The 26,967-nt window shown below is 53.2% G+C and carries 25 protein-coding genes; 5 read left to right on the plus strand and 20 right to left on the minus strand.

What is annotated here, in order from left to right:
- Window positions 1-192 precede the first annotated feature (192 nt).
- The 4 genes from Q1A48_RS16445 to Q1A48_RS16460 form a co-directional block, all read right to left on the minus strand.
- A complete protein-coding gene (locus Q1A48_RS16445; RefSeq protein WP_299947096.1) occupies window positions 193-708 on the minus strand; it encodes a hypothetical protein in 516 nt (171 codons plus the stop codon).
- Entirely contained in the window at window positions 681-1,220 is a 540-nt protein-coding gene (locus Q1A48_RS16450; RefSeq protein ID WP_299947097.1) for a transposase, read from the minus strand. The genes Q1A48_RS16445 and Q1A48_RS16450 overlap by 28 nt, the downstream gene beginning before the upstream one ends.
- Window positions 1,221-1,518: 298 nt before the next feature.
- Window positions 1,519-2,073 carry a hypothetical protein gene (locus tag Q1A48_RS16455; RefSeq protein WP_299947099.1) on the minus strand — a complete coding sequence of 185 codons (555 nt, stop codon included), beginning with the start codon at window positions 2,071-2,073 and terminating at the stop codon, window positions 1,519-1,521.
- A gap of 45 nt (window positions 2,074-2,118) precedes the next feature.
- Window positions 2,119-2,745, minus strand: a complete 627-nt coding sequence (locus Q1A48_RS16460; protein ID WP_299947101.1) for an SMI1/KNR4 family protein — start codon at window positions 2,743-2,745, stop codon at window positions 2,119-2,121.
- On the opposite strand from Q1A48_RS16460, the gene Q1A48_RS16465 reads away from it, so the two are divergent.
- On the plus strand, window positions 2,734-3,192 hold the full coding sequence (locus Q1A48_RS16465; protein ID WP_299947103.1) for an IS30 family transposase: 459 nt from the start codon (window positions 2,734-2,736) through the stop codon (window positions 3,190-3,192). The genes Q1A48_RS16460 and Q1A48_RS16465 overlap by 12 nt on opposite strands.
- Here Q1A48_RS16465 and Q1A48_RS21900 read toward each other — a convergent pair.
- The 9 genes from Q1A48_RS21900 to Q1A48_RS16505 all read right to left on the minus strand — a co-directional run bounded on the left by Q1A48_RS21900 (window position 3,179) and on the right by Q1A48_RS16505 (window position 14,805).
- Window positions 3,179-3,253 (minus strand): hypothetical protein, encoded by a 75-nt coding sequence (locus tag Q1A48_RS21900; protein WP_366523430.1) that lies wholly within the window; start codon window positions 3,251-3,253, stop codon window positions 3,179-3,181. The two genes, Q1A48_RS16465 and Q1A48_RS21900, sit on opposite strands and share 14 nt — an antisense overlap.
- A gap of 167 nt (window positions 3,254-3,420) precedes the next feature.
- Window positions 3,421-3,711 carry a hypothetical protein gene (locus tag Q1A48_RS16470; protein WP_299947105.1) on the minus strand — a complete coding sequence of 97 codons (291 nt, stop codon included), beginning with the start codon at window positions 3,709-3,711 and terminating at the stop codon, window positions 3,421-3,423.
- Window positions 3,712-4,012: 301 nt separating this feature from the next.
- Entirely contained in the window at window positions 4,013-4,474 is a 462-nt protein-coding gene (locus Q1A48_RS16475) for a YccF domain-containing protein (RefSeq protein WP_299947107.1), read from the minus strand.
- Between the two features lie 141 nt (window positions 4,475-4,615).
- Window positions 4,616-4,996 carry a VOC family protein gene (locus tag Q1A48_RS16480; protein ID WP_299947109.1) on the minus strand — a complete coding sequence of 127 codons (381 nt, stop codon included), beginning with the start codon at window positions 4,994-4,996 and terminating at the stop codon, window positions 4,616-4,618.
- Between the two features lie 812 nt (window positions 4,997-5,808).
- Window positions 5,809-7,419 (minus strand): dihydrolipoyllysine-residue acetyltransferase, encoded by a 1,611-nt coding sequence (gene aceF, locus Q1A48_RS16485; protein ID WP_299947110.1) that lies wholly within the window; start codon window positions 7,417-7,419, stop codon window positions 5,809-5,811.
- Window positions 7,420-7,436: 17 nt separating this feature from the next.
- Window positions 7,437-10,106: a pyruvate dehydrogenase (acetyl-transferring), homodimeric type gene (gene aceE / locus Q1A48_RS16490; protein WP_299947111.1), complete on the minus strand. Its 2,670-nt coding sequence runs from the start codon at window positions 10,104-10,106 to the stop codon at window positions 7,437-7,439.
- Window positions 10,107-10,550: 444 nt separating this feature from the next.
- Window positions 10,551-11,126 (minus strand): class GN sortase, encoded by a 576-nt coding sequence (locus Q1A48_RS16495; RefSeq protein WP_299947112.1) that lies wholly within the window; start codon window positions 11,124-11,126, stop codon window positions 10,551-10,553.
- Complete coding sequence (locus Q1A48_RS16500) at window positions 11,126-13,492, minus strand: marine proteobacterial sortase target protein (protein WP_299947113.1); 2,367 nt, start codon at window positions 13,490-13,492, stop codon at window positions 11,126-11,128. Before Q1A48_RS16500 ends, Q1A48_RS16495 begins: the two co-directional genes overlap by 1 nt.
- A 209-nt stretch (window positions 13,493-13,701) precedes the next feature.
- On the minus strand, window positions 13,702-14,805 hold the full coding sequence (locus Q1A48_RS16505) for a phosphoribosylaminoimidazolesuccinocarboxamide synthase (protein ID WP_299947114.1): 1,104 nt from the start codon (window positions 14,803-14,805) through the stop codon (window positions 13,702-13,704).
- 251 nt (window positions 14,806-15,056) lie between these two features.
- Here Q1A48_RS16505 and Q1A48_RS16510 point away from each other — a divergent pair, with 251 nt between their 5' ends.
- On the plus strand, window positions 15,057-15,629 hold the full coding sequence (locus tag Q1A48_RS16510; RefSeq protein ID WP_299947115.1) for a DJ-1/PfpI family protein: 573 nt from the start codon (window positions 15,057-15,059) through the stop codon (window positions 15,627-15,629).
- A gap of 83 nt (window positions 15,630-15,712) precedes the next feature.
- Here the strand turns inward: Q1A48_RS16510 and Q1A48_RS16515 are convergent, their stop codons facing one another.
- Together Q1A48_RS16515 and Q1A48_RS16520 are read right to left on the minus strand one after the other, a co-directional pair.
- Entirely contained in the window at window positions 15,713-16,804 is a 1,092-nt protein-coding gene (locus Q1A48_RS16515) for an AI-2E family transporter (protein ID WP_299947116.1), read from the minus strand.
- Between the two features lie 20 nt (window positions 16,805-16,824).
- Window positions 16,825-17,073 (minus strand): sulfurtransferase TusA family protein, encoded by a 249-nt coding sequence (locus Q1A48_RS16520; RefSeq protein WP_366523431.1) that lies wholly within the window; start codon window positions 17,071-17,073, stop codon window positions 16,825-16,827.
- A gap of 238 nt (window positions 17,074-17,311) precedes the next feature.
- Here Q1A48_RS16520 and Q1A48_RS16525 point away from each other — a divergent pair, with 238 nt between their 5' ends.
- Window positions 17,312-18,820, plus strand: coding sequence for a M48 family metalloprotease (locus Q1A48_RS16525; RefSeq protein ID WP_299947118.1), 1,509 nt, complete (start codon window positions 17,312-17,314; stop codon window positions 18,818-18,820).
- Between the two features lie 267 nt (window positions 18,821-19,087).
- Here Q1A48_RS16525 and groL read toward each other — a convergent pair whose 3' ends face one another.
- The 3 genes from groL to Q1A48_RS16540 all read right to left on the minus strand — a co-directional run bounded on the left by groL (window position 19,088) and on the right by Q1A48_RS16540 (window position 21,755).
- Complete coding sequence (gene groL, locus Q1A48_RS16530) at window positions 19,088-20,731, minus strand: chaperonin GroEL (RefSeq protein WP_299947119.1); 1,644 nt, start codon at window positions 20,729-20,731, stop codon at window positions 19,088-19,090.
- 47 nt (window positions 20,732-20,778) lie between these two features.
- The gene (locus Q1A48_RS16535) at window positions 20,779-21,072 is read right to left on the minus strand and encodes a co-chaperone GroES (protein ID WP_299947120.1); all 294 of its coding nucleotides are present in this window, start codon (window positions 21,070-21,072) and stop codon (window positions 20,779-20,781) included.
- Window positions 21,073-21,287: 215 nt separating this feature from the next.
- Window positions 21,288-21,755: an FxsA family protein gene (locus Q1A48_RS16540; RefSeq protein ID WP_299947121.1), complete on the minus strand. Its 468-nt coding sequence runs from the start codon at window positions 21,753-21,755 to the stop codon at window positions 21,288-21,290.
- A gap of 141 nt (window positions 21,756-21,896) precedes the next feature.
- On the opposite strand from Q1A48_RS16540, the gene cfa reads away from it, so the two are divergent.
- Window positions 21,897-23,042, plus strand: a complete 1,146-nt coding sequence (cfa, locus tag Q1A48_RS16545) for a cyclopropane fatty acyl phospholipid synthase (protein ID WP_299947122.1) — start codon at window positions 21,897-21,899, stop codon at window positions 23,040-23,042.
- Between the two features lie 569 nt (window positions 23,043-23,611).
- Here the strand turns inward: cfa and Q1A48_RS16550 are convergent.
- Window positions 23,612-24,019 (minus strand): hypothetical protein, encoded by a 408-nt coding sequence (locus Q1A48_RS16550; RefSeq protein WP_299947123.1) that lies wholly within the window; start codon window positions 24,017-24,019, stop codon window positions 23,612-23,614.
- A gap of 1,299 nt (window positions 24,020-25,318) precedes the next feature.
- Between Q1A48_RS16550 and Q1A48_RS16555 the strand changes: the two genes are divergently transcribed.
- Window positions 25,319-25,876, plus strand: coding sequence for a hypothetical protein (locus Q1A48_RS16555; RefSeq protein WP_299947125.1), 558 nt, complete (start codon window positions 25,319-25,321; stop codon window positions 25,874-25,876).
- Window positions 25,877-26,284: 408 nt separating this feature from the next.
- On the opposite strand, the gene Q1A48_RS16560 is transcribed toward Q1A48_RS16555, so the two are convergent.
- Complete coding sequence (locus Q1A48_RS16560; protein WP_299947127.1) at window positions 26,285-26,908, minus strand: MarC family protein; 624 nt, start codon at window positions 26,906-26,908, stop codon at window positions 26,285-26,287.
- Window positions 26,909-26,967: the final 59 nt, after the last annotated feature.

Here is a 26,967-nt window from a genome sequence, read left to right on the forward strand (position 1 = left end):
CAGCACAACGATGGTATACCACCTGCAAAGGCGGAAGAAAATCTTAACTTACTGTCCGGAAAAAGTTGACCACTACATTTTCCACCTAATTGGGTAAAGGCGGTTTCTAGCCCGCCCTCCCTATACCACCATACATGCGGGTCCGCATACGGCGGTTCATTGGTCTTTTTGCGTTTTAGAGTTACAAATCTGCTACTTTGAGATTGCTGTCTCTACCAGACACCCACCCCCCCAAACTGGCCTCTGAGCCGGTTTTTTTACGCCTGGAGAAAGCATATACGGTTGTAACCATATGATTTTATTATAAATTATTTTGAAATGATGTAGACTGCGGGTTTTGGCGCCTTTTCTCTGCGCCGAAGTGTCGTCAAAATCACGATCCCTCCCCTCCCCTTGATGCGCAACCAATGCAAAGCCGCGCCCCTTGCGCATCAAATCACCGCTGGCCAGCAGGGAATCGAACACAGGCTTGACCACCAGATTGCCGCCGCGCATTGCCCGGTTGATCCGGCGTAAAACCGAACGCCGGCCAAATTCGCCGAGGCGGATACGCGTAGCCAGTTCCGTTTGCTGCGGGTTCAGCCCCGAAGTGCGCTTGGCGTTGTCTGCAACCGTTTGTTGTGGCTTAACCGTGGGCGCTAAACGTTTAGAAATTGGAGTTGAACGTTCAACGCCCTCGGCTAAACGTTCAATCCGGGCGCTGAACATTCCTGAACAGTTAAACGCAAGCGGGGCAGCCAGACGATAGGATAAGCCGCCTCCAGATCGCGCTCACGCCACGCCTGAAGTTCAGGCAGCAGCCTGTCTGTAACGGTGTTAATGGTACCGTTGGAGAGTTCCATACCGTAGATTTCGGCAATGTGTGTGCGGATGTCCTGATAGCTGTTGCCCAGGGCGAACAGGGCAATGAGCTTGCGCTCCAGCTCGTCGGTAAGCTGGGTTTGATGCTTCTTGACGATCTGTGACTCGAAGGTGCTGGCGCGGTCCCGTGGTGTCTGCAGCTCGAAGCTGCCCGTCGGGCTTCTCATGGTCTTGAATGTATGGCCATTTTTGCGGTTGGGCCTGTCCTCGCCGGCGAGGTGCTCCTCAAGCTCCGCGCTCATGGCTACTTCGATAAGCTGTTTGATCAGGGGAGTCAGAATGCCATCTTTGCCGCTGAGGTCTTTGCCCTCACGCAGCGCCTTGACAGCAGCATCCATATCGAAAGTAGGTTTGGTCATAGGTCATCTCTTTTTTGCTAATGATAAAGAAATGACACAGAATTCTGAACACAACCCCATGGCCTGACCCAATATCTCCCAATCGTGCTGCTTTTAGCATTTCACCTCTCCCTAAGAATCAAAAAAATAAAATCCGATAACGCCCGCAACGAGCCCTGACAAAAAACAAATCCAACGGGCCCCAATTCACTAAAATTTCTAGTTCAAGCTTACATCACCACGAAAGAACCCGGGACTGGTATTACCGTTTTCATGCTGGTATCTGCTAGTTTTCACACGCCCCTGTTCTAACCGAAGGTTACTCGCCGAAATCCTCTTCCCATTGTTCAATATCATCGTCATCTGCTGACAAGGCATTGATAAATTCTTTAAAGTTGTCGCCAAGTTTGATTATGCCTTCAATATCAGAGGGTATGTCAGCCATATCATCAGCAAGAACTAGGGGTTTGATATCCTCAAGCGCAAAAACCTTGCCAATACACTTGCCCCTGATCACCAATCCAATCGATAAGTGGTTCCCGGATGCAATAATAAGGGCATCATTGACATTGCCTTCTATCATCGAACCTTCAAGCTCTTTTGTACAATAGAAAACAGAATGTTCATTTTCACTAGGTTCATATCCCGGAGAGAGAGCAAGGTTTGCGAAAAACTCTATAGGTAGAGAAACTTGATTTGTTTTATAGCGGTGAGGAAGAGGCGAGAAACCTGCCCCACAGTTCCGATAAAATGCCACATATTGCTTCAGGCTTTCATGGTCCTGAAAACTGAACTCAAATGCCTTTTCATGATAGGTAATTCCCGTATCCAGTTGCTCGTTTAAATCCGGATATCCATATTTTATAGTCTGCACATCTACTCCGGACTGAACAATCATTTAAGCACAGCAAACTCATCATCAAGAATCTGGGTCTTCATCAACAATTTGTGAAAAAAAACTGTCAAAACTATCCGCAAGAAATAAACATGCCTCAAGAAAATCTTCTGTTGTTTCCAGCTCTTCTTCCGCCTCATCATCAAAACCAAAAATACGGCCTGTTTTCAGGTCCATCAATATATGTTCATGCTGCGCATCATTTGCAATTTTGATGTAATTATCAGGTGCAAAATAGTTACCCCTTAAATCTTCCGTCTGAAATGCAACTTTAAAAAAGTCGAAATACTTTTCAAACATTTTGCTCATACATTTATCTATTCTTTCAGATATACGCGGGAAAGCCGAAACACTGGCTACTGATTGATCATCACTATTATAAAAACATGGATCATCTCCAATCAGATATCCGCCATTATGCTCTCTCAAAAAAGCAAGATAATCATCAGGAACCGGATATTTAGCCCACGCTTTAAAGGCTTCAATTTCCCCGTCATCAGCAGGCTGCGTAATCGGATTGATAAGAGGCATCATTCTTCCTTTACTTCTTTCTTGGTTTCGGATAATAAGTGCAATTGGATAAGGACAAGAGCCAGCTGGTAGACTCCACGCCTCTCCCGACCAAGAGATGAAGCACTGATGAATTACCACCAGCTGACCGAAGAAGAAAGATATCAGATTTACATATTAATGAAAGCAGAACATAACCAGAACGCGATTGCGGCTTTGTTGAGACGCTCACCTTCAACGATTAGCCGGGAATTAAAGCGTAACCGGGGTTTGAGGGGTTACAGACCCGCCCAGGCCCAGCGCCTCAGTAACATTCGCAGAACTACGGTTCACAAAGCAATCAAAGTGACAGATGAGGTGAGAAGCTGGATAGAAAAGCTGCTTCGCCAGGAACTGAGCCCTCAACAAGTAGCAGACTACCTGTTGAGGCACAAGCAAGCGTCATTGCACCATAAGACGATTTATCAAATTGTTTACTCCGATAAGGCTGAAGGCGGCGATCTTTACAAGCATTTGCGAGTGCTCTCCAAACCCTACCGCAAACGGTATGGCCATTATGACCGACGTGGACAGATTATAAATCGGTAAATCTCGACTTCTCATTTCGCCTATAAAGGAACCAGAATCCCTTATCTTCCCAGTAGAGCATGCGAATTTTATCGGCTTTTTTATTGCGAAAGACAAAGAGCTGACCGGATGTCGGATCTTTGTGTCACGTATCAGCCACCCACAGCACGACCCCATCAATCTGTTTTCGAAAATTGATCGGCTGACGGTAAAACCAGACTTTGCTATTAAACGGTAGCCACATCGTATTTACAGGTCCATAAGCCCAGGAATTTGCGCCAACAATACTGGGCTATTGATCACCAGCTTTATGCTATTAGGGAACTCTAATACACTCAGGTTTCCCGTAGTGGCTGTGGAAGACTTGATATCCACGGGAACAAAGTCAGGGATATCAGACACCGAGATTTGCTCAATTAGTTTGCAGTACCAGTAGAGGAACTGGCTATAGTTTAGGTTGTGCTTACGAGTATAGGCGCGCTTGGATTGAGAGCTTTTCTCGTAGGCCCTGACATGACTTTGCCACTGCTGCTGATTCACGAGGCTTTCCTCCGAAGTTGATGGAGGGGGTATCATGGCAGCCTGCCAGAGCAAGTTGAATAATGTGGTTCATGTACCGCTTACGTTCTTGACAGAGAAGATTGAAGCTTAATTCGGTTGATCACTGATTCAAAGGTGAGTTCTGATTCGAGGTTTCAATAAAGCCTAGTACTGTATGTAAATTCAAGTCTGCGAGCAGTTTTTCAACAGCCCGCAGACTTGATTTGACAATTACAATTAAAGAGACGCTTCAGTAGCCTGCCATACCGCACTCCGAGCAACAACTGGGGAATTACTTTCTCTATGTATCTTTTCTAATATTCTTGATTGTGGACTCTGCATTCGCGACTCTTGCTGCTTGGGCGACTTCTTTAGAGACAATTGTTTTCCCAATTGGAGCAAGGGCAAATCCTGCGAGTTTTAAGTGTTGGATGCCAAATGGTATTCCTATAATGATAATAAAATTCAACAGAGCAGATATCAAATGACCTATAGCAAGCCACACTCCTGCAAAAACAAACCAGACGATATTGCCGATAATACCTAAAGTCCCAGTACCAATATCTTCCTCCCCCGTAAGTTCTTTTCTACTTATTGCCTCGCTCCCAAAAGGGAAAAAAGCAAACTTACCAAATACGAAGCAGGCTTTTCCCCATGGTATCCCTATAATCGTAATAAACGCGATGATTCCAGCAACCCACCATGCAAGACCCATGACTAATCCGCCAAGGATAAACCATAAAAAATTTCCAATTAATCTCATTAGTCACCTTCTTTCAATCAATTTTATTTTATGCCAGAGTGTCACCTGGAGAATAATCTTACTCATCACCACCTCAAAACCTCCTCACTTTCACCGTTTTTCAGGCTCAAGAGGAGAGTCCCTTTTTAGAGTTTGACGCTATTAAGCACTTTTTCCGATGCGCCAAGGTGGATTTTTGCGATTTTCTCCTGCGCAATAGAGTTTGAGCTTGTTGCCGGAAGGGTCTCTTAATATAGCTTCACGCCATAAATAGGGTTCGTTAGTCAATTCTTGTTCGAACTCTATACCTTTTGCTTTTAGATCAGAAATCCATTCATCGAGATCCCGATTTTCGAAGTAAATTACCTCACCATTCGAAAAATGCTCACCCATAAGTGATAAAGAAAAGGTTGAATCGCCTTCAGGACATTCAAATCTAGCGTAATGCGGTGTATCTACAATTTGTGTGAACCCCAGTTTTCGATAGAATTCTGAAGCTGATTCCATATTATTCACTGGTAAAATGACCTGGTTGAGGTTCACATCTTCCTCCTTCAAACAAAAAAGAGATAGTTATACGCCCAATTATACCTATTTTGCTGTCCATGCGGCTTGTTGTTTGCCGAGAAGTTGAAGCAGAAACTCACACTGAGATTGAGGCTATTGGAGGGGGGGGATTCTATCAAAAAACTGGTCGAGCCCCCCAGCCGCAAACAGACCGCCGCTCACATGGTGGATACTCATCGGCTCAATGAATGGTCTTTCTGCAGGTAAGTGAACACCAACAGGACAGCCTACCAATATCGAGCCAGCAGCAAAGGGGTTGACATGCTGCGGGCACGCCTAAAGGAGCAGACGGTTGAGCAATCCGCTTGCGGCTACCAGTTCCTGCATGGCGTGTTGAAGGCGAGGGGATTAGCTATCAATAAGATGTCACCTGCCGGATCTACACCGAAAAGGGCCTGCAGGTAAGAACCAAGAAGCGCAAGAAACTCCAACAGTCACGCCAGCCAATGGAAGTGCCGCTAGCGGTCAATCAGCGCTGGTCCATAGACTCTATCTCTGATCAGCTCATTAGTGGCAGGCCCAGATTGATGAGACCGCTAATACACATTCGAGTTGGTATCCGCAGCACTATATGGCGATGCCAATATAGTCGCCCCCTTGGGCGTCTGGCAGTAACGTGTCATGAATCCGCACAGGGTATTTTTTACTGGATACCAGACCGTTACCGCCAGTTGAATTTTTACCCCTGGCACAGATTGTCACAACCGGTTGCGGGGGCAAAACCCTGGTGGTTTTGCCCTTGCCCATCAGCAAAACGGCCACCGGCCGTCTTTTATCCGCCGGGGCAATTACAACAGCAGCCGGCGCACATCCGCCAGCACACTGACCAGGTAGGTCAAAAAGCGTCCCGCATCGCTGCCATTGACCGCGCGGTGATCGTAGGATAACGCCAGTGGCAACAGCTTCCGCGGTGCAAACGTCTCGCCATTCCACACCGGTTTCACAGCCAGTTTGGAAATCCCGAGGATGCCCACTTCCGGGGCATTGACAATCGGTGTGAAGCCGGTACCGCCAATCGCACCCAGACTGGAGATGGTAAAACAGGCGCCCTGCATTTCCTTCGTCTTCAGTTTGCCGTCGCGGGCCTTCATGGCTAACTCGCTGGCTTCCGCCACCAGTTCGTACAGCCCTTTTTTATCCACGTCCCGAATCACCGGCACCATCAGGCCCTTGGGTGTATCCACCGCCATCCCCACATGCACATAGTCCTTGCGCACAATCTGCTCGCCATCCTTGTGCAGGGACACATTAAAGCTGGGCTCTGCGCGCAGGGCCGCGGCCACCGCTTTCAACAGAAAGGGTACCGGGGTGAGCTTCACGCCGCGCTTTTCCGCTTCGGCCTGCATGGACTTGCGGAAATCCTCCAGTTCAGTGATATCCGCATCGTCGAACTGGGTTACGTGGGGCACATTGAGCCAGTTGCGGGACATATTGGCCGCGGTGATCTTGTGGATCTTGCTCATGGGCGCCACATGCACCGGGCCGAACTGGCTGAAATCGATATCCGGCATCTCGGCGATACCGAGCCCACCGCCAACGGCACCGTGCTCGCCTTTTTTCACCTGCTCGCGGATATAGTGATGCAGGTCACCCTTGGTCACACGATTACGCGGCCCCGAGGGCTTTACCCTGCTCAGGGTAACGCCCAGTTCCCGTGCCAGCTTGCGCACGGCAGGGCCGGCGTAAACCTGGGCGGCTGCCGTGAGATCCCGCTCCACCTGGTAATCCTTATGAGCAGCCGCTGGCGGTTCAGACGGCCGGGACACCTGCTGTTCTGGCGCACTCTGGGTAGGGGCGGCCGGCTCCTCTGCGGCTGTCGGGGCGGGCACCGCTTTCAGCACCCCCAGGGTATCGCCGGTGGAGACTTTATCGCCCTCTTTGAGGGCGATGGAAACCACGGTGCCGGCACTGGGGGAAGGCACGTCCATGGACGCCTTGTCACCCTCCACCACGATCAGCGAGTCGCCCTCGGCAACAGTGTCACCGGGCTGTACGCAAATCTCGATCACGTCCACCGCATCGGCGCCACCCAGATCCGGAATCAGGATAGGCGCCTCTTTCGGCTCGGCACTGGCAACGGCTGCGGGCGCTTCCGCTACCGGCTCGGGCTGGGCTGTCTGTGCCGGGGCCGCAGTGGGCTCCTCTACGGGGGCTGCCGTCACATCGGTTTCAATTTCGGCAATCACATCGCCCGCGGAGACCTTGTCACCCTCCTTTAGGCTGATGCTGAGGATTTTGCCAGCCACAGGGGCCGGCACATCCATGGAGGCTTTGTCGCCCTCCACCACAATCAGTGCATCCTCCTGCGCCACGGTATCGCCGGGTGCAACCGGAATTTCAATAACATCGACCTGATCGGCACCACCGAGGTCAGGCACTTTAATGACTTGTTTTGCCATAGGGACTCTGCCCTCTCCTAGCTGATGCGCGGGTTAACTTTTTCGGCGTCGATCTTAAGCTTCACGATGGCCTCGGAAACCGTTTGCGCATTGATCACGCCCTGTTTCGCCAGCCCGTTCAACGCGGCGATTACCACATAATTGCGGTCCACCTCGAAGAAGCGACGCAGCTGCTCACGGCTGTCACTGCGGCCAAAACCATCGGTGCCCAGGGTTGTGAGTTCACCGTCGATAAACTCGCGCAGCGGCTCCACGTAAGCGCGGATGTAATCGGTGGCGGTGATCACCGGGGAAGTATTGCCCGCAAACTGTTCGGTAATCCAGGCTTTGCGCGGCTCGGCTTCCGGGTGCAGCATATTCCAGCGCGCTACATCCTGGCCCTCGCGCGCCGTTTCCACGGCGGAGGTGAGGCTCCAGACATCGGATGTCACACCGAACTGGTCGGCGAGGATATCCGCCGCGGCCAGTACCTCCCGCAAAATGGTACCGCCGCCGATCAGCTGTACATGCTGCTTCACGTTTTTGCCCTTTGCGCCTTTCTTGGCGTTGGACTGCAGTTTGTAGATACCGTGAATAATGCCTTCTTCCACGTCCTGGGGCATTTCCGGCTGAACATAGTTCTCGTTCTCGATGGTGATGTAATAGAAGAGGTTCTTCTGCTCTTGGTACATCTCCTTGAGGCCGCGCTGCATAATCACCGCCAGCTCATAGCCGTAGGCGGGATCGTAGCTGCGGCAGTTGGGGATGGTGGAGGACAGCACGTGGCTGTGGCCGTCCTGATGCTGCAGTCCCTCGCCATTGAGGGTGGTGCGCCCAGCAGTGGCACCGATCAGGAAACCCCGCGCCTGCATGTCGCCGGCAGCCCAGGCCAGGTCGCCCACGCGCTGGAAGCCGAACATGGAATAGTAGATATAGAAAGGCACCATGGCCACACCGTGGTTGCTGTAGGCGGTCGCCAGCGCCATCCAGGCGGACATAGCACCGGCTTCGTTGATGCCTTCTTCCAGCACCTGGCCTTTCTTGTCTTCCTTGTAATACATAATCTGACCGTGATCCACCGGGGTATAGCGCTGCCCCTGGGAGGAGTAGATACCCAACTGGCGGAACAGACCTTCCATACCGAAGGTACGCGCTTCGTCTGGCACGATCGGTGCGATATTTTTGCCAATGTTTTTGTCTTTCACCAACGCGGCGATGGCGCGCACAAACGCCATGGTGGTGGAGATTTCCCGTTCGCCGGAACCTTTGGTCAGGGCACTGAAGGCGTCGAGGCCGGGCACTTCCAGTTTCGGGCACTCAATGGGGCGGCGCGGCAGCGGGCCACCCAGGGTCTTGCGGCGCCCGGCCATATATTTCATTTCCGGGCTGTCCGGAGTCGGGCGGTAGTAAGGCACCTCTTCCAGTGCTTTGTCGGTCAGCGGAATCGCAAAGCGATCACGGAAGCGCTTGAGTGCATCCAGGTCCAGCTTCTTCACCGAGTGGGTATCCATCGCCGCTTCACCGGCGGCGCCCAGGCCGTAACCTTTCACGGTCTGCGCCAGAATCACGGTAGGCTGGCCTTTGTGGGCCATAGCCGAAGCATAAGCTGCATACACCTTGTAGGGGTCGTGCCCGCCGCGGTTGAGCTTCATGATCTCGTCGTCGGACATGTCCTTGACCAGCTCCAGCAACTCCGGGTACTTACCGAAAAAGTGCTCCCGGGTATAGGCACCGCCGTTGGCTTTGAAATTCTGCATCTCGCCATCGACCACCTCATCCATGACTTTCTGCAGCAACCCCTTGTCGTCCTTCTCCAGCAGCGGGTCCCACAGGCGGCCCCACAACACTTTGATCACATTCCAGCCGGCGCCGCGGAAAACCCCTTCCAGCTCCTGTACGATCTTGCCATTGCCGCGCACCGGGCCGTCCAGGCGCTGCAGGTTGCAGTTGACCACAAATACCAGATTTTCCAGCTGTTCGCGGCCGGCCAGGGAGATTGAGCCGAGGGTTTCCGGCTCGTCGCACTCACCATCGCCGAGGAAAGCCCACACTTTGCGGTCACCGCGCGGGGAGAGGCCGCGGGCGGACAGGTAGCGCATGATATGCGCCTGGTAAATCGCCTGGATGGGGCCAAGCCCCATGGAAACGGTGGGAAACTGCCAGTAGTCCGGCATCAGCCAGGGATGCGGATAGGAAGACAGGCCGTTGCCGTTCACTTCGCGACGGAAGTTGTCCAACTGCGCTTCATCGAAACGCCCCTCCAGATAGGAGCGGGCGTAAATGCCCGGTGCACTGTGGCCCTGGAAGAAAACCAGGTCGCCGCGCTCCTCGCCTTCATTACCGCGAAAGAAATAATTGAAGCCCACGTCGTAGAGCGTGGCCGCGGAGGAGAAGCTGGAGATATGGCCGCCGAGGCCGTCGTTGTTCTGGTTGGCGCGTACCACCATCGCCAAAGCATTCCAGCGGATCAGGGAACGGATACGGCGTTCCATAAACAGGTCGCCAGGCATACGCTTTTCCGCGCTGGGCGGGATGGTGTTGCGATAAGGGGTGGTGATCGCCGCGGGCAACTGCACACCCTCATCGGTTGCGCGGTCGGACAGCTGCTTGAGGAGAGAGGCTGCGCGCTCTTTGCCGCTGTAACGGATAACCGCCTGCAGCGCATCCAGCCACTCCTGTGTTTCGAGGTTATCGGTCTCTTCGTGCATCAAGTGCTCCTCGGCGAATCAGGCGACGTCGGGTCGGTCTATTTCTCAAAAATCGGTATGTGGGCAGACTGGGGTGTAGGCAAAAAACACTTCCTTTCTTGGTGGCTCCGCCAGTGCGTCTGTCCCGTTGGCGCAAGTGCAATGTGTGCACTTTCATTGGGTCGCAGCGAAAAGAGAGCTGCACCATTCCGCTGTCGCGATTGCCCGGTTTAAGAGTAATTATCAATACCAGGCGTCACGCAGTATGGCGGACAAAACCCCATTTTCGGTTGTTGGCGGAGGCGATTGTAGTATTACTACAAATAATTTTCCAGACAGGACGGTTAGTAACAAATAAAACCAAAACGCAAAACAATTATTTGCCATTTTGCGAAAATACCGGAATATTTGATGGAAATTTTCAGGAAATAAGCTACAAAATCGAGTCCCAAACAAAGATACCAGTCACAGTCGAACCGGCTTCCCCGTGGACTGATATTCAGCGTAGACCAGATACCGCAAAGACCCTCCCGCTGCAAGGGCATTGAAGGGGTAACAGGTCACCAGCAGCAGTCCACGCTCGGCAAAAATCGGCAGGCGCTCGCGCGCACTGTTCACAATACGCCTCTCTGCAACCCGGTAAGTATGCCAGCGGCCATGGTGATCTTGCAGGTAAACAGCGCTATCCCGTCGCACTTTTTCCAGCCCCGCAAAATGGGTGTCCCTGTGCGCTGCAATCACGGTGGTACGAAGCTCACCCGGATGCCCCGAACCGGCCAGCATACCCGGGCCGAAGGCGAGGGATTGACCACTGCCGCCAGAGAGGACCATCAACGGCGACTGCCCCGCCAACTGGAGCCTGGCCACAGGCCAGGTATCCGCCCAGGGCCAGGGCTTTTGCCGAACCCCGCTCTGCAGCTGCTCCTCCCAGGCATGGGCAATCAGGATTTGTGCCAGCTGCGCCTTGGCCAGCAGCCAGCCCGCAGATCCCAGCTGCCATAGCCCCGCCGCCAGGCACAACAGGAAAAACAGGGTGCGCATCACGGGCACACATGCCCAGGCCCGGCCTGGATGCCGCCTCGGAATCGGCGCAGGCCCGGCGCCACCCAGTACAAGAGGCCGCACAGCCCGCCCATCACGGTACCGCGCATCCGGCGCCCGCGACGCAGCAGCGCCGCAAATCCGAGCAGGCCGGCTGCGGCCAGCAACTGGGCGTAGATTCCGGTGGCGGTACTGGGATAGGCCTGGCGCTGCAAGACCTGGCCTTTCGCTGTCATATTGGCCACAGCGCTGCGCGAGAGCGCCCCTTTGGCAGGGCGCACTACGGTTTCCTCAATCGCGACAAAGCTGGTATAGGGGCTCGCGAGCTGGTGGCTCAGGGCGAGCTGCAGGATTTGCGCGCGCAGGGCCAGGCCCGCATCACTGCCCTCCCTCACCTGCAGTTGCTGGTCGCGCAGGGCTTCAATTTTACTGCGCGCCCACAGACTGCCGAGGCCGCCGGAGCCGGCCGCGCCATCGCTCTTGAGCGCCAGCCTGCGCACAAACTGTTTACCCGCCATACGCCCGCGCAATTGGATATCCCCCTGCAGCTTATCCCCGTCAATCCTCGCCACCAGTTGCATTGCCTCGCCGCGGTAGAGATCGGGGATGCGCTTGGGATAGGCATCGGCTGTCACACCCGGGGGCCAGCTGAGCTGCAGATCGGTGGCCATGGGATTTTCCAGCTTGGCAAACAGGGCCTGCATACGTCCGCGCACCTCGGCGATATCGCCAATGGTGACAAAGGTGCCGCGCCCAAACTGCGCGGCCTTGCGCATAAAGTGGCTGTTGGGCGCCGAGCCGATACCCACGGTAAACAGGCGTGTGTTGTTTAGATGTTGACGAATCACTTCAAATAGCGCCTGCTCATTGCCCACGGCACCATCGGTGATAAAGACCACCTGGTGTACCAGGCCGGTGTCGTCCGGCAACTGCTGTCCCAGGGCCAGGCGCAGTGCCGGTGCCATCTCCGTTCCACCACCCGCGTTTAAATGCTCGATTTCCTGGCGCGCACGGCGGATATTCTCCGCGTTCGCCGCTACCGGGCGCGGAAACAAAGCCCGGGTGATACTGTTAAATTCGATGACATTAAAGCGGTCACTAGCGTGCAAGCGGGAAAGCGCCAGAATCAAACCTTCCTTGGCCTGGCGAATGGCATTCCCAGCCATCGAACCTGAAGTATCAATCACATAAACCACCTCTCGGGGCAGGCGCTGACTGCGGATGCCATCATCCGGAGGCAATAGCATCACCTGCAGGTAGGTATCGGTGTTCTCCCCGTCACTGTCCTGTGTTTCCACCCGCTCGCTAAATAGGGCCGCGCGGGGCGATGTAGAAGCATGCGGCTGCCAACTCAGGAAAAAATCCCGGTCCATCCGTGCAGTGCCCTCACGCAGCTGAATGGTGTAAAGCCCGCTCTCTTTATTGTCGACATCAAGGGTGTGATATGGACTGTTAATCTGTGCCAATGGCAGGCCACTGTGCAGCTCCAGCTCAATGGCAATTTTATGGCTGCCAATAGCCTCAAGCTCTTCCGCCGGCTGCATTAAGGGGGTAATCGCCGCTGCATCCGGCACCTGGCTTGTGGGCAGGGCCCAGCCACTCTGTTCCGTAACCAACGCCAACGCTTCACCACCAAGCGTTGGCAGCGGGTGGGGCGCGCCGGGACTATAACGGGGTGTAAGGGTGGTGGGCATACGCAGGGAGAAACTCCCCTCATCGTAAATGACCGGTTGCAGATAGCGGATATTGACCTGCACCGTTTCTCCCGGCGCGATATTGGCCACCTTATTGGTGAACAGGTTGGGGCGCTGCTGCTCCAGCAGGGCCGCGCGCCTGCCCGCTGCACGGGCAACCTTGTACATCTTCGCTGCCTGTTTGCGCTCGTGCACCTTGCCGACAATACGGCGCTCGCCCAGTTGGATTTCCAAGCCCGCCACTGCCGCCTGCTCCGGCAGCGGCAGTGCGTAAATGGCTTCCCGCCAGTTGTCGCTGGTATTTTGAAACTCCTGTTGCAGCTGCACCTCTGCAACCAGTCCACGAACGATCATTTTGACCCGGCTGGCCAGGTGTACCGCGGGGATATAGCGCCCCGTTTCTGTACCGGCAAAGAGCAAATCACCGGCTTTTACCTCGTCCAGGGTAACCATTTCCAGCGAGGGATCGTTATCATTGCCCATCTCACCGGGAAGCTCCTGCGCGTGCACCTCTGCACCGATGGCGGCTATCACTACGGCCAGCACCACCACAATAAACAGCAGCCAGCGGCCGGAACCGCCGCTGCGCTGGCGACGACGGTAGTATTCTTCCGTTGGCAACATCAGGTCATCTTTGTGAAAGCGCTGCCCAAACAATATCACCCTGTTCACAAACTCCCCTCCATCCTTTTAATTGATTGCAGGAGGTATTAAACACAGGGAAGCGGGCAAAACCCGGCAGTGATTCGGGCGAAAGTGAGGAGCAATAATGGCGAAATGTGGCGGGCAGCAAATTGCAAAGCTGCAAAAGCAAAGCCGGGTTTTGCAGAGGGCATAAAAAAACCGGCACTTGTGCCGGTTTTTTTATGCCTAAGACCCGATCAGTCGACCAAGTCGTAATCCCTGCGCAAAATCTCTGTTAGTTCCGCTTTTGGGTTATCGGACATTTCGAGCTTCTGACCTGTAATTTTCTCCGCGATACCCACATAGGTGGCGGAGAGGTCCATCAGCATGGATTGCGGCAGCGCATTGTCACGGGCCAGGGCCAGGCGCTCCTGCATACGGTCCTTGTTCAGCAGGATATCGGCATCCGCAAAGTGATTCAGCAGGGCCTGGCGGAAACCCTCCTTGGAGTTTTCCACAACCTTGCCTGTGCGGTACTGCTCCCCGTCCCAGATACGGGAGGAGTCCGGGGTGCCTACCTCATCCATATAGATGAGCTTTTGCGCACCATTGGCATCGGTGACATAACCGAATTCGAACTTGGTGTCGACAAAGATCTGATCGAGTTTTTCCAGTTCTGTAGAGATTACATCAAAGCCCTCTTTCAACAGTTTTTCGTATAGGTCAATATCCTCGGCACTGTGAAAATTGAAGGCCGCAACATTGTCCTCAATATCCCTGCGGGTGATATTCACATCGTCCGCTTCTGGCACGCCGGGAATATCTTTGAGAATACCTTTGGTGGAGGGGGTGATCAGCAGTTCGGGCAGTTTCTGGTCTTTTTGCAGGCCGTCGGCAATCTCGATGCCACAGAACCCGCGCTCGCCCTTCTGGTAGGCGCGCCACATGGAGCCGGTGATGTACTGACGGGCAATGGCCTCAATCATGACCGGACGCGCCTTCTGCACAATCCACACCAGTGGGTGCGGAATATCCAGAATATGGCTATCGGCCAGGCCCTGCTCCTTGAACCGTTTGAACCAGTGGTTGGAGATGGCGTTCAGCGCCGCGCCCTTGCCGGGCACACCGCGCAGGCCATCTTCACCGGTCCAAATACAATCAAAAGCGGAAATACGGTCGGAAATCACCATCACCGCCAGAGGGGCGTCCGGCGCTACCGGGTAGCCTTTTTCGGCAATCAGACGGCGGCTGTCAGCCCCGGTCAACCAGTAAACGGAGCGGACTTTACCGCTGTGGATGGGCTTGTCAGTACGGATCGGCAAGTCATTATTGACCGCCAGGACTTTGTCAGCCAGACTCATGGGCGCTCACCTGTTTGAAGGGACCAACGAAAGGAAAGCGCGGCATTCTAGCAAATGCCGCTACCCGCAGACAAAGAAAAGATAGGCATTAAGCGCGAAAATTCCGCGATAAGACCGCTGCTGGGAGCGAATGTACCGCCGTAATAAAAATGACAGGAAACACTGTGGCGCAAGTGCTGTGATCCAGCAGACGCACAATCGCGATAGAATGCCGTGCAGTGAGTGCGCAATACTCTAGGAGAAGAGTGGATATGACAAAGATTGCGGTGATCCTTACCCAGGGCTTTGCCGATTGGGAATACGCTCTGATTGCCGGGACCGGCGGCCCGTTTTACGGTATGCAGATCGAGTTCTTCGCCCCGCAAGCAGAGCAGCTAGTGTCCCAGGGCGGGCTGACAGTGGTCATCTCCCGCCAACTGAACGAGATTGACGATTTTCAACCCGCAATCATTGTCGTTGTTGGCGGTACCCTATGGGAAACCACACAAGCACCTGATATTACCAGCTTACTGAGCACTCACCATAAACAGGGCGGCACCGTTGCCGGAATTTGTGGGGGAACACTGGCCCTGGCCTGGGCGGGTATTTTCAATGACGCGGACCACACATCGAACAGTGCGGCGTTCTTAAAGCAGCACGTCCAGGGCTATAGCGGTGAAAAACACTATCGTGAAAGTGCCGCTGCTGTATCTGATCAGGGTGTGATCTCCGCACCGGGAACGGCTCCGGTTTCCTTCACCGCAGCGGTATTTGAAGCCGCTGGTTTACCAGCTGACACGCTGATGCAATTCAGAGCCATGCTCGCTGCCGAGCACGCTGGTTAAAACCTGGCCACTCACACACCATCCGGCCAAGTTCGCCAGCGGTCCCTCTGTCTCTACCAGAACCCGCAGTTTCAGACCCCCGCTCAACGCTGCTCCGGTATCTTCCTGGCTTCCCATTCCGCCTGGTGCTCACTGGTGGGCCAGGCGCTCATAATGGCTTTGAGCAGGGTTGCCAGGGGAATGGCAAAGAAAACGCCCCAGAAGCCCCAGATGCCGCCGAAAAAGAGTACCGCGAGGATAATCGCCACCGGATGCAGATTGACTGCCTCGGAAAATAACAGGGGCACCAGCACATTGCCATCGAGCAATTGGATGATGCCGTAAGTGAGTATCAGGTAGAAGAACTCATTACTCCAGCCCCACTGGAACAGGCCGATTGCAGCTACCGGAATGGTCACCACGGCTGCGCCAATATAGGGGATCAGCACACTGAAGCCCACTGCCACCGCCAACAGCAGCGCATAGTTCACCCCCAGAAACAGGAAGGCGGCGTAGCTGACCACTGCAACTATACCGATTTCCACCACCTTGCCACGCACATAGTTGGCCACCTGGTCATTCATCTCATACCAGATCTGATGCAGCATGGGGCGCTCTTTTGGTAGCAAGGAGGTACACCAACGGATCAGCTGATTGGAATCCTTCAAAAAGAAAAATACCAGAATCGGCACCACCACCACGTAAATCAGTAATCCGGCAAAGATTGGCAGGTTGGTCAGGGAGAAGGCCAGCAACGTCTGCCCGATACCCCCCAGTTCACTGCCGAGGATATCGAAGATCTCGTCTATCTGCGCTGCGGAAATCAGGCGCGGGTAGCGCTCGGGCAATAACAACAACAGCTCCTGACCGCGCTGCACCATATTCGGCAATTCCGCACCCAGCCGCACCAGCTGGCGCCAGATAATCGGCAGTACGACAAACAGCAGTGCCACAATGGTGCCCACCAACACCATGCAGGACAGTGTTACCGCCAGCCAGTGGGGCACCCGCCAGGATGTCAGTTTCTGCACCATGCCCTGCATCAAAAAAGCGATGACCAGAGCGGTGAGCACAGGGGCCAGTACCACCCCGAGAGTGGCCAGCACCACCAGAGCCACGGCAAGCAGCAATACGAGCAATACTACTTCTTCCTGGCTGAAGTAGCGGTTCACCCAGCTTTTTACAATCGAAAACATAGATTCTCTGGATTGGTTGTTCATTTGCCAGCATATAGCCAATATAGAAACGTGTTGTTACGCTGCTCGGCGCGCAGCAGGGATCTGCCACTCAGAGCGGCAAAACTGTGAAAATCCCGCCATGAGGCCTCATCCGTGGCCAACACACACAACAGGGTGCCCGCCTCATACTTACCCAGGGCCCGGCGCAGGGCCAAAAGGGGCTGCGGACATGGCAGCTCCCGCGCATCCACAACCGCAGCCGCTTCCCATTCGGGGGGTGGCTGCATGGACGCTGTCTCACTGGGGTTCAGTGCCATTGGTTACTTGGTCACAGGCTTTGGATGGCTGCGGATTATAGCGCGGAATCCGCGCCAGATGCCGCTAGCGCTTTACGCTTTTTTACCTGCCGGATGGCACTTAGGTGAACCTTATAGGGCCCTCCAGGTCAAATCCTCGACAGTCCAATGGGGTTGCGTATAGAGTTGGACTATAGATCCTTCACGGACAGACTGAGCAGTAATCGAGATGACTGACCCCCAAAATACCTTACCCCAACCAAGCGACAACCTGCCTTTTCTGCACTGCTTTCGCGCCGGCCTCACGGCATTGGGCATCGGACTGCTGCTCGTAGCCACCCCCATCACCGCCAGCGCAGACAGCGAAGAGATCCGCCTGCCGGAACTGGGCGATAGCTCCAGTGGGCTTGTATCCCGCAAACGCGAAAAGGAACTGGGACAGATGTGGCTGCGCATCTTCCGCAGCCAGGTTCGTACCTCCAACGATGCGCTGCTGCAACAGTACGTGGAAAAAACCGTAAAGGGGCTTGCAGAGTACAGCCCACTGGAAGACAAACACATTGATGTGGTCGTGGTGAATAATGAAACCATGAACGCCTTCGCGGTCCCCGGCGGCATTATGGGGGTGCATACCGGCCTGTTCCTGTTTGCAAAAAATGAAGACCAGTTTGCCTCGGTCATCGCCCATGAACTGGGCCACCTGAGCCAGCGGCACTATGCCCGCTCTCTGGAGGCCCAGCGCAACAGCACTATTCCCACACTCGCCGGCATGCTCGGCGCCCTGGTAATTGCCGCAACCGCTGGCGGCGATGCTGGCCTCGCGGCCATAACCGCCACCCAGGCGGCGGCCCTGGACAGCCAGCTGCGCTTCAGCCGCAAGAATGAACAGGAGGCAGACCGGGTTGGTATCGAAACCCTGGCCAAATCCGGGCGCGACCCGGATGCCGCCGGGGAGGTGTTCGAGCAAATGCTCAAAGCGACCCGCTACTACCGCCGGCCGCCTGAATTCCTCCTCACCCACCCAGTGACCGAAAAACGGATTGCCGACGCCAAGCTGCGCTCCCAACGCATGGACGACATCCCCCCCAGCGACAGCCGCGACTTCCACCTGATGCGCGCCCGTATCCGCCTGGCCACCGAGCCCACGCCTCAGCAGGCCATCAAACGCTTCCAAGCGGAACTGGGTGGAATCAACGATAGTGAAGACGCCGCTCGCTACGGTCTGGCACTGGCACAAATCGCCGCCGGCAAGCCGGATACAGCTCTGGATACCCTGCAGCCGCTGCTGGACAGAGAACCCTCAAAAGCGGCTTTTGTGCTCGCGCGGGCCGATATCGACCTGGTGCGCGAAGACTACACCAGCGCCAACAGGCGCCTGGAACACGCGCTCGACCGAAACCCCGGCGACCACGCCCTGATTATGGGCCTCGCCAATGCGCACTTTAAGGCTGGCAATTATCTCGCTGCCGAGCGCATCCTGGCCAAATACAGCCGCGTGCGCAAAAAAGATCCCTCTGTTTGGTACCTGCTGGCAGAGACCCATGGCCTGGCCGGGGATATCGTCGGTGTGCACGAGGCCCGCGCCGAGTACTATATCCTCAACGGCGTCTTCGACAAGGCCCTGCAGCACCTGCGCCACGGCGTCCGCATGACCAAGAACGATTATCAGACCCACGCGATTCTTGAGCAGCGCATGAAAGACGTTATCAAGATGCAGGAAAAGGCCAAAGAACTGTAACTGCGGGAAAAATGCGCAATCATTGGCGGTAGATGTGAAAACCTGACACTGCCTCCACTGCCTTGCCACAAAGCATTCCGACCGAAAGGCATTCAGGAAATAGCACCGGTTCTATGCTGCCGCTTGGACGGGGGGAGGCCGCCTTGAGGGCGGCCAACAACTGGGGCAATATCTTCTTCAAAAAATATTCAAAAAAATGCCAGCCAGTTTTTTCAACTGGCTGGCATTAGCGCAAATGCGGTTTTTTGGGTGGGCGTAAAAGCCGGCTTACATCATGCCGCCCATACCGCCCATGCCACCCATACCGCCCATGTCAGGAGCAGCAGCGGGCTTGTCTTCCGGCACTTCTGCAACCATGGCTTCGGTGGTAATCATCAAACCAGCAATAGAAGCAGCGGCCTGCAGTGCAGCGCGGGTGACCTTGGCTGGGTCCAGGATACCCATTTCCAGCATATCGCCATACCCAGCAGTAGCGGCGTTGTAACCGAAGTTACCTTCGCCCTGCTTCACTTTGTCTACCACAACAGAAGCTTCGTCACCTGCGTTGGCAACGATCAGACGCATAGGCATTTCCATAGCGCGCAGAGCGGCTGCAATACCATGGTTCTGATCTTCGTTAGCACCAGTGACAGAAATGGCCTGGGTAGCGCGAATCAGCGCGGTGCCGCCACCGGGTACCACACCTTCCTCTACCGCGGCACGGGTCGCATGCAGTGCATCTTCAACGCGGGCCTTCTTCTCTTTCATTTCCACTTCAGTGGCGGCGCCCACTTTGATCACGGCAACGCCACCAGCCAACTTGGCTACACGCTCTTGCAGCTTTTCCTTGTCGTAGTCGGAAGTGGATTCTTCAATCTGCGCGCGGATCTGGGTAACGCGGGCTTCGATATCTTTTACCTCACCTGCGCCGTCCACAATTACGGTATTTTCCTTGGACAAGGTGATGCGCTTGGCGGTGCCCAGGTGCTCCAGGGTGGTTCCCTCCAGGTCAAGGCCAACCTCTTCGGAGATCACGGTGCCGCCGGTCAGGATAGCGATGTCCTGCAACATGGCTTTGCGGCGATCGCCGAAGCCGGGCGCTTTGACAGCAGCGACTTTAACAATTCCGCGCATGCTGTTTACCACCAGAGTGGCCAGCGCTTCCCCTTCAACGTCCTCTGCGATAATCAGCAGCGGCTTGGAAGCCTTGGCCACTTGCTCCAACAGCGGCAGCAGATCGCGGATGTTGGAAATCTTTTTGTCTACCAGCAGAACAAACGGATTTTCCAGCTCGGCAGTCATATTCTCCTGGTTGGTGATAAAGTAGGGAGACAGGTAACCGCGGTCGAACTGCATACCTTCCACAACGTCCAGCTCGTTTTCGAGGCCGGAACCCTCTTCAACGGTGATGACGCCTTCTTTGCCAACTTTTTCCATGGCTTCGGCGATAATGGTACCAACACTCTCATCGCTGTTAGCAGAAATGGTGCCCACCTGGGCAATAGACTTGCTGTCGGCACAGGGGGTGGACAGACTGGCGATATGGTCAACAGCCGCGACAACCGCTTTGTCGATTCCGCGCTTGAGATCCATGGGATTGAAACCAGCGGCTACAGACTTCAGGCCTTCGGTCACTATCGCCTGGGCCAGTACAGTCGCCGTGGTGGTGCCGTCACCGGCGGTATCGGAAGCTTTGGAAGCAACCTCCTTCACCATTTGCGCACCCATGTTTTCGAACTTGTCTTTCAGTTCGATTTCCTTCGCTACAGATACCCCGTCTTTGGTGACCGTGGGCGCGCCGAAGGATTTGTCCAATACCACATTGCGGCCTTTCGGGCCCAGAGTGGTCTTAACGGCGTCGGCCAGGATATTTACGCCTTTGAGCATTTTCTGACGGGCGTCGTCAGCGAAAACTACGTCTTTAGCTGCCATGATTCATATTCCTCAGATTCTTTGTGCGAGTAGCGTTAAAGGCCCAATTAGCCTTCCAACACGCCGTAGATGTCACCTTCACTCATGATGATCAGCTCTTCGCCATTCACCTTGAGGGTATTGCTATCGGCGTAGCGGCCAAAAACAACGGTGTCACCCACCTTGACAGACAGCGCGCGAACATCGCCGTTGTCCAGCTGCTTGCCTTCACCTACGGCCAGGACTTCGCCCTGATTCGGCTTCTCTTTAGCAGCACCTGGCAGAACAATACCGCCAGCTGACATCGCTTCCTCTTCCTTACGGCGCACTACGACGCGGTCGTGTAAAGGACGAATTTTCATGGATAAGCTCTCCATTGAGTCGTTTTAGGGTTTTCCAACATTGGCGGTACCAATCGTTTTGACCGGTAACCTCGCCCCCACTCTGACCGGCAGAGCCGGGGCTAAAATCAGAGTTGAACCCTATCTATGGGCGCGTGAATGGATTTCAACACTCTTATGTGAAAAAACTGTAGCGATACCTGGCGACAACAAAATTTGTATATTTTTTAATCAAATTATTGTTTCGGGCGCTTATCTCCAGCTGAGTGATGCTCATTCCGGGAAAACTCCCCTTCAATAACATCACTGCCACGTTTGCGAGCATGGGAATCCTGAAAGCCGCCTGGCCGCACAATGGTTACATGGCGTAATAAGCGCCCGAGCAGTAATTGGCGCAACCCCGGCACCAAACACGCGAATCCGAGGGCATCGGTTATGAATCCGGGGGTTAACAGCAGAGCGCCACCAACGGCAAGGAAGACGCCCTCCACCATTTCCCGCACTGGAATATCCCCGCTACGGACCTTCTCTTGTGCCCGCATCAGGGTTGAAAGCCCCTGGCGGCGCAGCAATGCCAAACCAACAACCGCTGTCAACAGTACCAGACCGATGGTGGGTAAGGCGCCGATTTCCCTCCCAACAGTGATTAACACCCACATTTCAAGTACAGGGAGGGCTATAAATAACAGCAGTAAGAGGCGCATAGAAAAAATTCCTAACTGGCCGGGTACAGGGTGTGCGAAGGGGTTTCAGCACCTTGACATCCTGTATTAAATGGCGTGGGCAGGCAACTAATTCAAGGGCATCTCTTTCAACATCACATCAGAAGCAATGAGGAGGGTTTGATGGCAAACGAACAACAGGATAGCCTGGATATTCCCGCAATTGGCCGCACCCGTCACCTGGCTGACGATTTACTGGCCGAGGCGGACATTCGGATAAACGGGGACAGGCCTTGGGATTTGCAACTCCATCGCAAGGAGGCGCTCGACGAGATCATAGCCCACCACAGTATGGGGCTCGGCGAGACTTACATGCGGGGAGACTGGGATGTCCAGGCACTGGACCAGTTCTTTTATCGTCTGTTGGCTGCTGACCTGGGCCGACACATCAAAAACTGGCGCAATGCGTGGCGTGTCTTTCGCAGCTATGTACTCAACCTGCAGAGCCGGCGGCGTGCTTTCAATATCGGCCAGCATCACTACGATCTTGGCAACGAATTCTATACAACCATGCTGGACAACCGCCTGGCATATAGCTGTGGCTACTGGCCCGGTGTCGAAAGCCTGGATGATGCCCAGACGGCAAAGCTCGACCTGATCTGCCGCAAGCTGGATTTACAACCGGGAATGAAATTGCTCGACATCGGTTGCGGCTGGGGCAGCCTGATCGGTTATGCCGCACAAAAATATCAAGTGGAGTGTGTTGGAATAACGGTCTCCAGCGAACAGAGCGCTTATGTCAAAGAGCGCTACCCCGATCTCCCAATCACGGTTCACTTACAAGACTACCGTGACCTCAACGAATCGTTCGATCGTATTGCCAGTGTGGGGATGTTTGAACATGTTGGGCGCAAAAATCATCGCACCTTTATGGAGGTCGTCAAACGCTGCCTGAAAAAAGACGGGCTTATGCTGCTGCATACTATTGGGAAAATTCAACCCACCCCCAACAATCCCTGGATCGACAAATACATCTTCCCCGATGGGGAGATCCCCGCGGCGGGACAAATTACCCTGGCTGCACAGGGCCTACTGGTCTGTGAGGACTTGCACAATTTTGGCCCGGACTACGATAAAACCCTGATGGCCTGGCACCGGAATTTTGAGCGTCACTGGCCGCACTTTGCCGACCGCTACGGCAGACGCTTCTATCGTATGTGGCGCTACTATCTTCTTTCCTGTGCCGGTGCCTTCCGTGCGGGTAAAATACAATTGTGGCAATGGATTTTTTCCAACGACCGATCCCGTGGCGTAGAGCGCATCTGCTAAAGGGAGATGGCGATTTGTTATCCTGGCAACCTGGCTTGCCGGGATAGACATTTGCTGATGAACTCCAGAGCAGGAAAATTTCAGGACGGGAATTCAATGCCGGGCACCCCACAAAATACATACTTGCAGCAACCGAAATTTGACCTGAGGGGGGCTTTGAAATTTGTTGAACGTCCGATTTTAGCACTCTGCAAATAGGGTGTCTTACAGCTTGAAAATGCGCATTTTCACTATCTCAGCACACCTAGGGCTTGCGTTATTATAGGAAAATCAACGACAGACTGGTAAGGCAGGAGAGAGGGATACCCCTCTCCCAAAATTGTATAAGACATGGATGCCGGGTACGATCGTACTAGGATGTATTCACAGCGCGTTTTGGGGAAGGCGTATTCTCTCCTTACGGCCCGGCAGCAACTGCGCCAAAGGGTTTTTCAACACTTTTTCGCAGCATGGGCAACCCGTCAAACGACGGATTGCCCATGCACAACTTTTTTATTTTTCACCCACATCTCAGTGACAAAGCCAAAGTGTCACAAACGAATTTCCAGGAAATTCAGCAGATTGTGTCATTACCCCGGTTGTACACATAAACACATAAAGTATTCGCTGCGTTCCACCCAGCCACTCCGGTGGGCTACATAGCATACCGGCTCATCATCAAATTGGTTTCCATAGATCCAATGGGATGAAGGGTCATTGATACCTTCAAAAATAATAGAGGCATCTCTGGTCACCTTACACACCGCCGCCCGCTCACTATCCTGATCCATATCGCTACTTTTTTCCTGCTCAGCCCGGGCACCAACCCATATCTCACAGGTTCGAGGACAGGTTAAGGGACCTGTTCCCTGAATAAAATTTGGAAACCAACCCGCTTTATATAGGTTCATGGATAAATCTTGAATAGGATCAGCCAAACTCACCATTGAAAAACCAGAAATAATAGAAGCGATTAAAAAATTGAATATAGATTTCATGGTAAATTTCCTTTTTATGAATGGAGCACCCCTAACAACACTACAACCTTACCTGAAAATCCGAGCAAACCTCAATGAGAAATATCCTTAATCACGTCATTAACCGAACAATCAAACAGATTATCTAGATCCTATTTTAAATGCGGCCCTTGTAAATCCGCTACAATCGCACAAACTTGCTTTCACACCAACAAACAGCACTATAAGAAATGCGACAGGATTCCTTTACCTTATGTTAATTCGGCAGATTCAACTGCCGGATCAATATGACATTTTTGGGATAATGGTCAGTATTGAGCCTCTAGAAAACTACTGAAAAGTCAGGAAAATGAGGCAATAGTCCATTAATTTTCTTCATTCAAAATTATTTATTGCACATCTAAAAACGATCTGTACTTTTCAGCTATAGTGTTTTGTAATCTTGAATTCAACCTAAGTATTCAATCAGAGACGCTCGAAAACGTCGATTTGGTATTGAATGATTTAAATGCAGCCTTTCATGCACGGTGTTTCACTGATGGCAAATGCTCAATATCATCGGAACAATTGATTCTAGCGCTACTGTTGCAGATTCTTTTCAGATTTCGAACTGAATGTCCGCTTATAAACAAATGAATTAGGATCTAATATTCCGTTGGTTTGTTGATCTTGGTACTGATGACAAAGTTTGATATCCGACGGATTGCATTAAAAGCCGAGACAGAGTGATGGCCTGCACTATCGTTGATCTATTCTTTGAAGCTATCAGGAAGTGAGCTTAGGCAAGATGGAAGCGAATTGGTGAATGCCAAGACTGGATGATGTGCATTGGTTTGCTACAAACAGTTCGTCTTGCCAGTCAGGCAAAGCAACTAGGGCATTCCGATCCCAAACCAATATATAGAATATCAGCAGAATAAGAAACTTGACGGTCTGAAACCGGCAAGAATAATTCAAGGGTGGTAAAAATAAAAGCAACTTGATTAACAATGCCATCCAATGCGAAATAATGAATTACAAAAATATGTGGTTTTTCAAAAGGTTATCAGTACAAACCACGCTTATATTGACAATCGATTGAGCCCGCATTATCGAATGGGCGCTAAACGATTGTCGGTATGTAATCCAAATAGCGAATAATCATTCTGCACCGGCTGGAGTGCATCACTTCTTACACGCTATCTGGATTTTTGGGGGCTCATGAGACAATTGTGAGCGGCCCGATCTCCCTGCCTGGTTTCTATAAGCAGGATGGTCAGGATATGTCTGTCAATCGATCTTGTGTGGCGTCTTATTTTGTTCAAAAAAATGGAATCCAACATGAAAAAAATAATATTCATTGTAGCGTTGTTAATGCCTGGTTTTGCCGTAGCCGTGCCAGACACCTGGATCGAGATGTTTGATGGGGCAGGTGTTCTGGTGGGCCATGTTACAGAAGTCAAAGTGGGTGGCCAGGGCCACAATACACCCAGTGCCGGCTGGGTGCGCGGACTGAGTACCGCAGTCGACCCAGCCACGGGTGGTGAACTGGGTACCTTCCGGTTTGTGGCGGACATGATGATGGTCACGCATCACAATCGTGTCTATTTCACCGGGACGGGCTGTGCGGCTGGCGGCGGGCCGATTTATTTTGTAGTCGAAGACAATCCAGCACCCGCTGATACCATGAATGCGGAAGGCCGCGCGGGTATATGGATGAACGCGGAGTGGGCGACAGCGCCCTTGCCTGTCGGGCCGCTCCCACCGGCCGCTGCCTACATGGACCCCTTTGGCCCCTGTTTGCCCAATCCCGCCGGTGTGCTCCCTGGTGCAGCCTCGCAATACCGCATGGGTGCAGGCATTACACGCGCTTATGCACCGCCATTTGGCGTTATGTAGGCAGACTTCTCGCGGGCTCTCACACAACCCGCAGCGCACATCCAAAAATCAAATATGTATCGCAGGTTTCCCACTCGACCAGCGCATCACGCAGATGGCCGAGTGGTTTTTCGGCACTAGGGCGTCCATTTACGATCAGAAGCCCGACAGCATAGCGGTATGGGCCAGGCAAGTTGGTCTATACAGTCGCGAGATAGATAGCCGACCATATCGGAAAAGAATTAGTGGACCTCTAACAGGCTACTTTAAAACCGCGACTCAGGCAGGAGTGCCCTTCCTCCCTGGCAGAAAGCTTGCAAAAATGTCTTATTCCATAAGTCGTTTAGTTACAAACCGGCAGGCTATAAACAGAAAATTGGCTTGAAAAGCGTTTTTCAGCAGTCGGCAAACCCATTATAAAACCATGTATCAACTGAGTACCTGAGTCTGCATAGCAGTCTGAACACCTACTATCATCATTTGCACCCCAATGACTGCCAGGATCAACCCCATTAAGCGCGTGATAATATCAAGTCCGCTCTTACCGGCTACCGATAAAATTTTCGAACTAAAAATAAAACAGAAAAAAGTGATAATGCACAGAATCGCAAATACAACTATCGTCACAATGATTTCTGGCCATCCATCTGCAGCCGAATAACTCATTGCCGTGGCAATAGTGCCCGGCCCAGCCAGGAGCGGTACGGCCATCGGGGATACAGCAATATCGGCACCATCCTTCTTTTGAGACGTATGCAGTTTTGAACTTGCCCCCTGGAGCATATGGTAGCCAACCAAAAAGACGATAACACCGCCTGCTATGCGCAAAGCAGGAAGGGTGATACCAAACAAGTGAAAGATTGATTTGCCGAGCAAAGCAAACAATAAAATGATAATAAAGGTTATGACTAGAGCCTTGAGTGCAATTTTAACCTGCTCAGTCTTGTCCTTGTCCCCGCTCAACCCCGCAAATACTGTCGTATTTGCTATAGGGTTCATAATTGCAAAAAACGCCATAAAAACGATTAAGGCGTGTTTAATCAGTGGGGTCATAGGATATTACTCTTCCGAAAAATTAAGAGATCTGCAGGTGGTCGCATTGATCATTATTA

The sequence above is a fragment of the uncultured Microbulbifer sp. genome, from assembly GCF_947489355.1.
Classification (GTDB): domain Bacteria; phylum Pseudomonadota; class Gammaproteobacteria; order Pseudomonadales; family Cellvibrionaceae; genus Microbulbifer.

What these genes read in the sequence shown, in the direction of transcription:
- aceE (WP_299947111.1), bottom strand. Translation starts at nt 10,106, where the DNA reads ATGCACGAAGAGACCGATAACCTCGAAACACAGGAGTGGCTGGATGCG.
- Q1A48_RS16550 (WP_299947123.1), bottom strand. Translation starts at nt 24,019, where the DNA reads ATGAAATCTATATTCAATTTTTTAATCGCTTCTATTATTTCTGGTTTT.
- Q1A48_RS16505 (WP_299947114.1), bottom strand. Translation starts at nt 14,805, where the DNA reads ATGAGTCTGGCTGACAAAGTCCTGGCGGTCAATAATGACTTGCCGATC.
- cfa (WP_299947122.1), top strand. Translation starts at nt 21,897, where the DNA reads ATGGCAAACGAACAACAGGATAGCCTGGATATTCCCGCAATTGGCCGC.
- Q1A48_RS16555 (WP_299947125.1), top strand. Translation starts at nt 25,319, where the DNA reads ATGAAAAAAATAATATTCATTGTAGCGTTGTTAATGCCTGGTTTTGCC.
- Q1A48_RS16535 (WP_299947120.1), bottom strand. Translation starts at nt 21,072, where the DNA reads ATGAAAATTCGTCCTTTACACGACCGCGTCGTAGTGCGCCGTAAGGAA.
- Q1A48_RS16515 (WP_299947116.1), bottom strand. Translation starts at nt 16,804, where the DNA reads ATGTTTTCGATTGTAAAAAGCTGGGTGAACCGCTACTTCAGCCAGGAA.
- Q1A48_RS16450 (WP_299947097.1), bottom strand. Translation starts at nt 1,220, where the DNA reads ATGACCAAACCTACTTTCGATATGGATGCTGCTGTCAAGGCGCTGCGT.
- Q1A48_RS16465 (WP_299947103.1), top strand. Translation starts at nt 2,734, where the DNA reads ATGAATTACCACCAGCTGACCGAAGAAGAAAGATATCAGATTTACATA.
- Q1A48_RS16520 (WP_366523431.1), bottom strand. Translation starts at nt 17,073, where the DNA reads ATGCAGCCACCCCCCGAATGGGAAGCGGCTGCGGTTGTGGATGCGCGG.
- Q1A48_RS16445 (WP_299947096.1), bottom strand. Translation starts at nt 708, where the DNA reads ATGTTCAGCGCCCGGATTGAACGTTTAGCCGAGGGCGTTGAACGTTCA.
- Q1A48_RS16560 (WP_299947127.1), bottom strand. Translation starts at nt 26,908, where the DNA reads ATGACCCCACTGATTAAACACGCCTTAATCGTTTTTATGGCGTTTTTT.
- groL (WP_299947119.1), bottom strand. Translation starts at nt 20,731, where the DNA reads ATGGCAGCTAAAGACGTAGTTTTCGCTGACGACGCCCGTCAGAAAATG.
- Q1A48_RS16475 (WP_299947107.1), bottom strand. Translation starts at nt 4,474, where the DNA reads ATGAGATTAATTGGAAATTTTTTATGGTTTATCCTTGGCGGATTAGTC.
- Q1A48_RS16495 (WP_299947112.1), bottom strand. Translation starts at nt 11,126, where the DNA reads ATGCGCACCCTGTTTTTCCTGTTGTGCCTGGCGGCGGGGCTATGGCAG.
- aceF (WP_299947110.1), bottom strand. Translation starts at nt 7,419, where the DNA reads ATGGCAAAACAAGTCATTAAAGTGCCTGACCTCGGTGGTGCCGATCAG.
- Q1A48_RS16525 (WP_299947118.1), top strand. Translation starts at nt 17,312, where the DNA reads ATGACTGACCCCCAAAATACCTTACCCCAACCAAGCGACAACCTGCCT.
- Q1A48_RS16510 (WP_299947115.1), top strand. Translation starts at nt 15,057, where the DNA reads ATGACAAAGATTGCGGTGATCCTTACCCAGGGCTTTGCCGATTGGGAA.
- Q1A48_RS16540 (WP_299947121.1), bottom strand. Translation starts at nt 21,755, where the DNA reads ATGCGCCTCTTACTGCTGTTATTTATAGCCCTCCCTGTACTTGAAATG.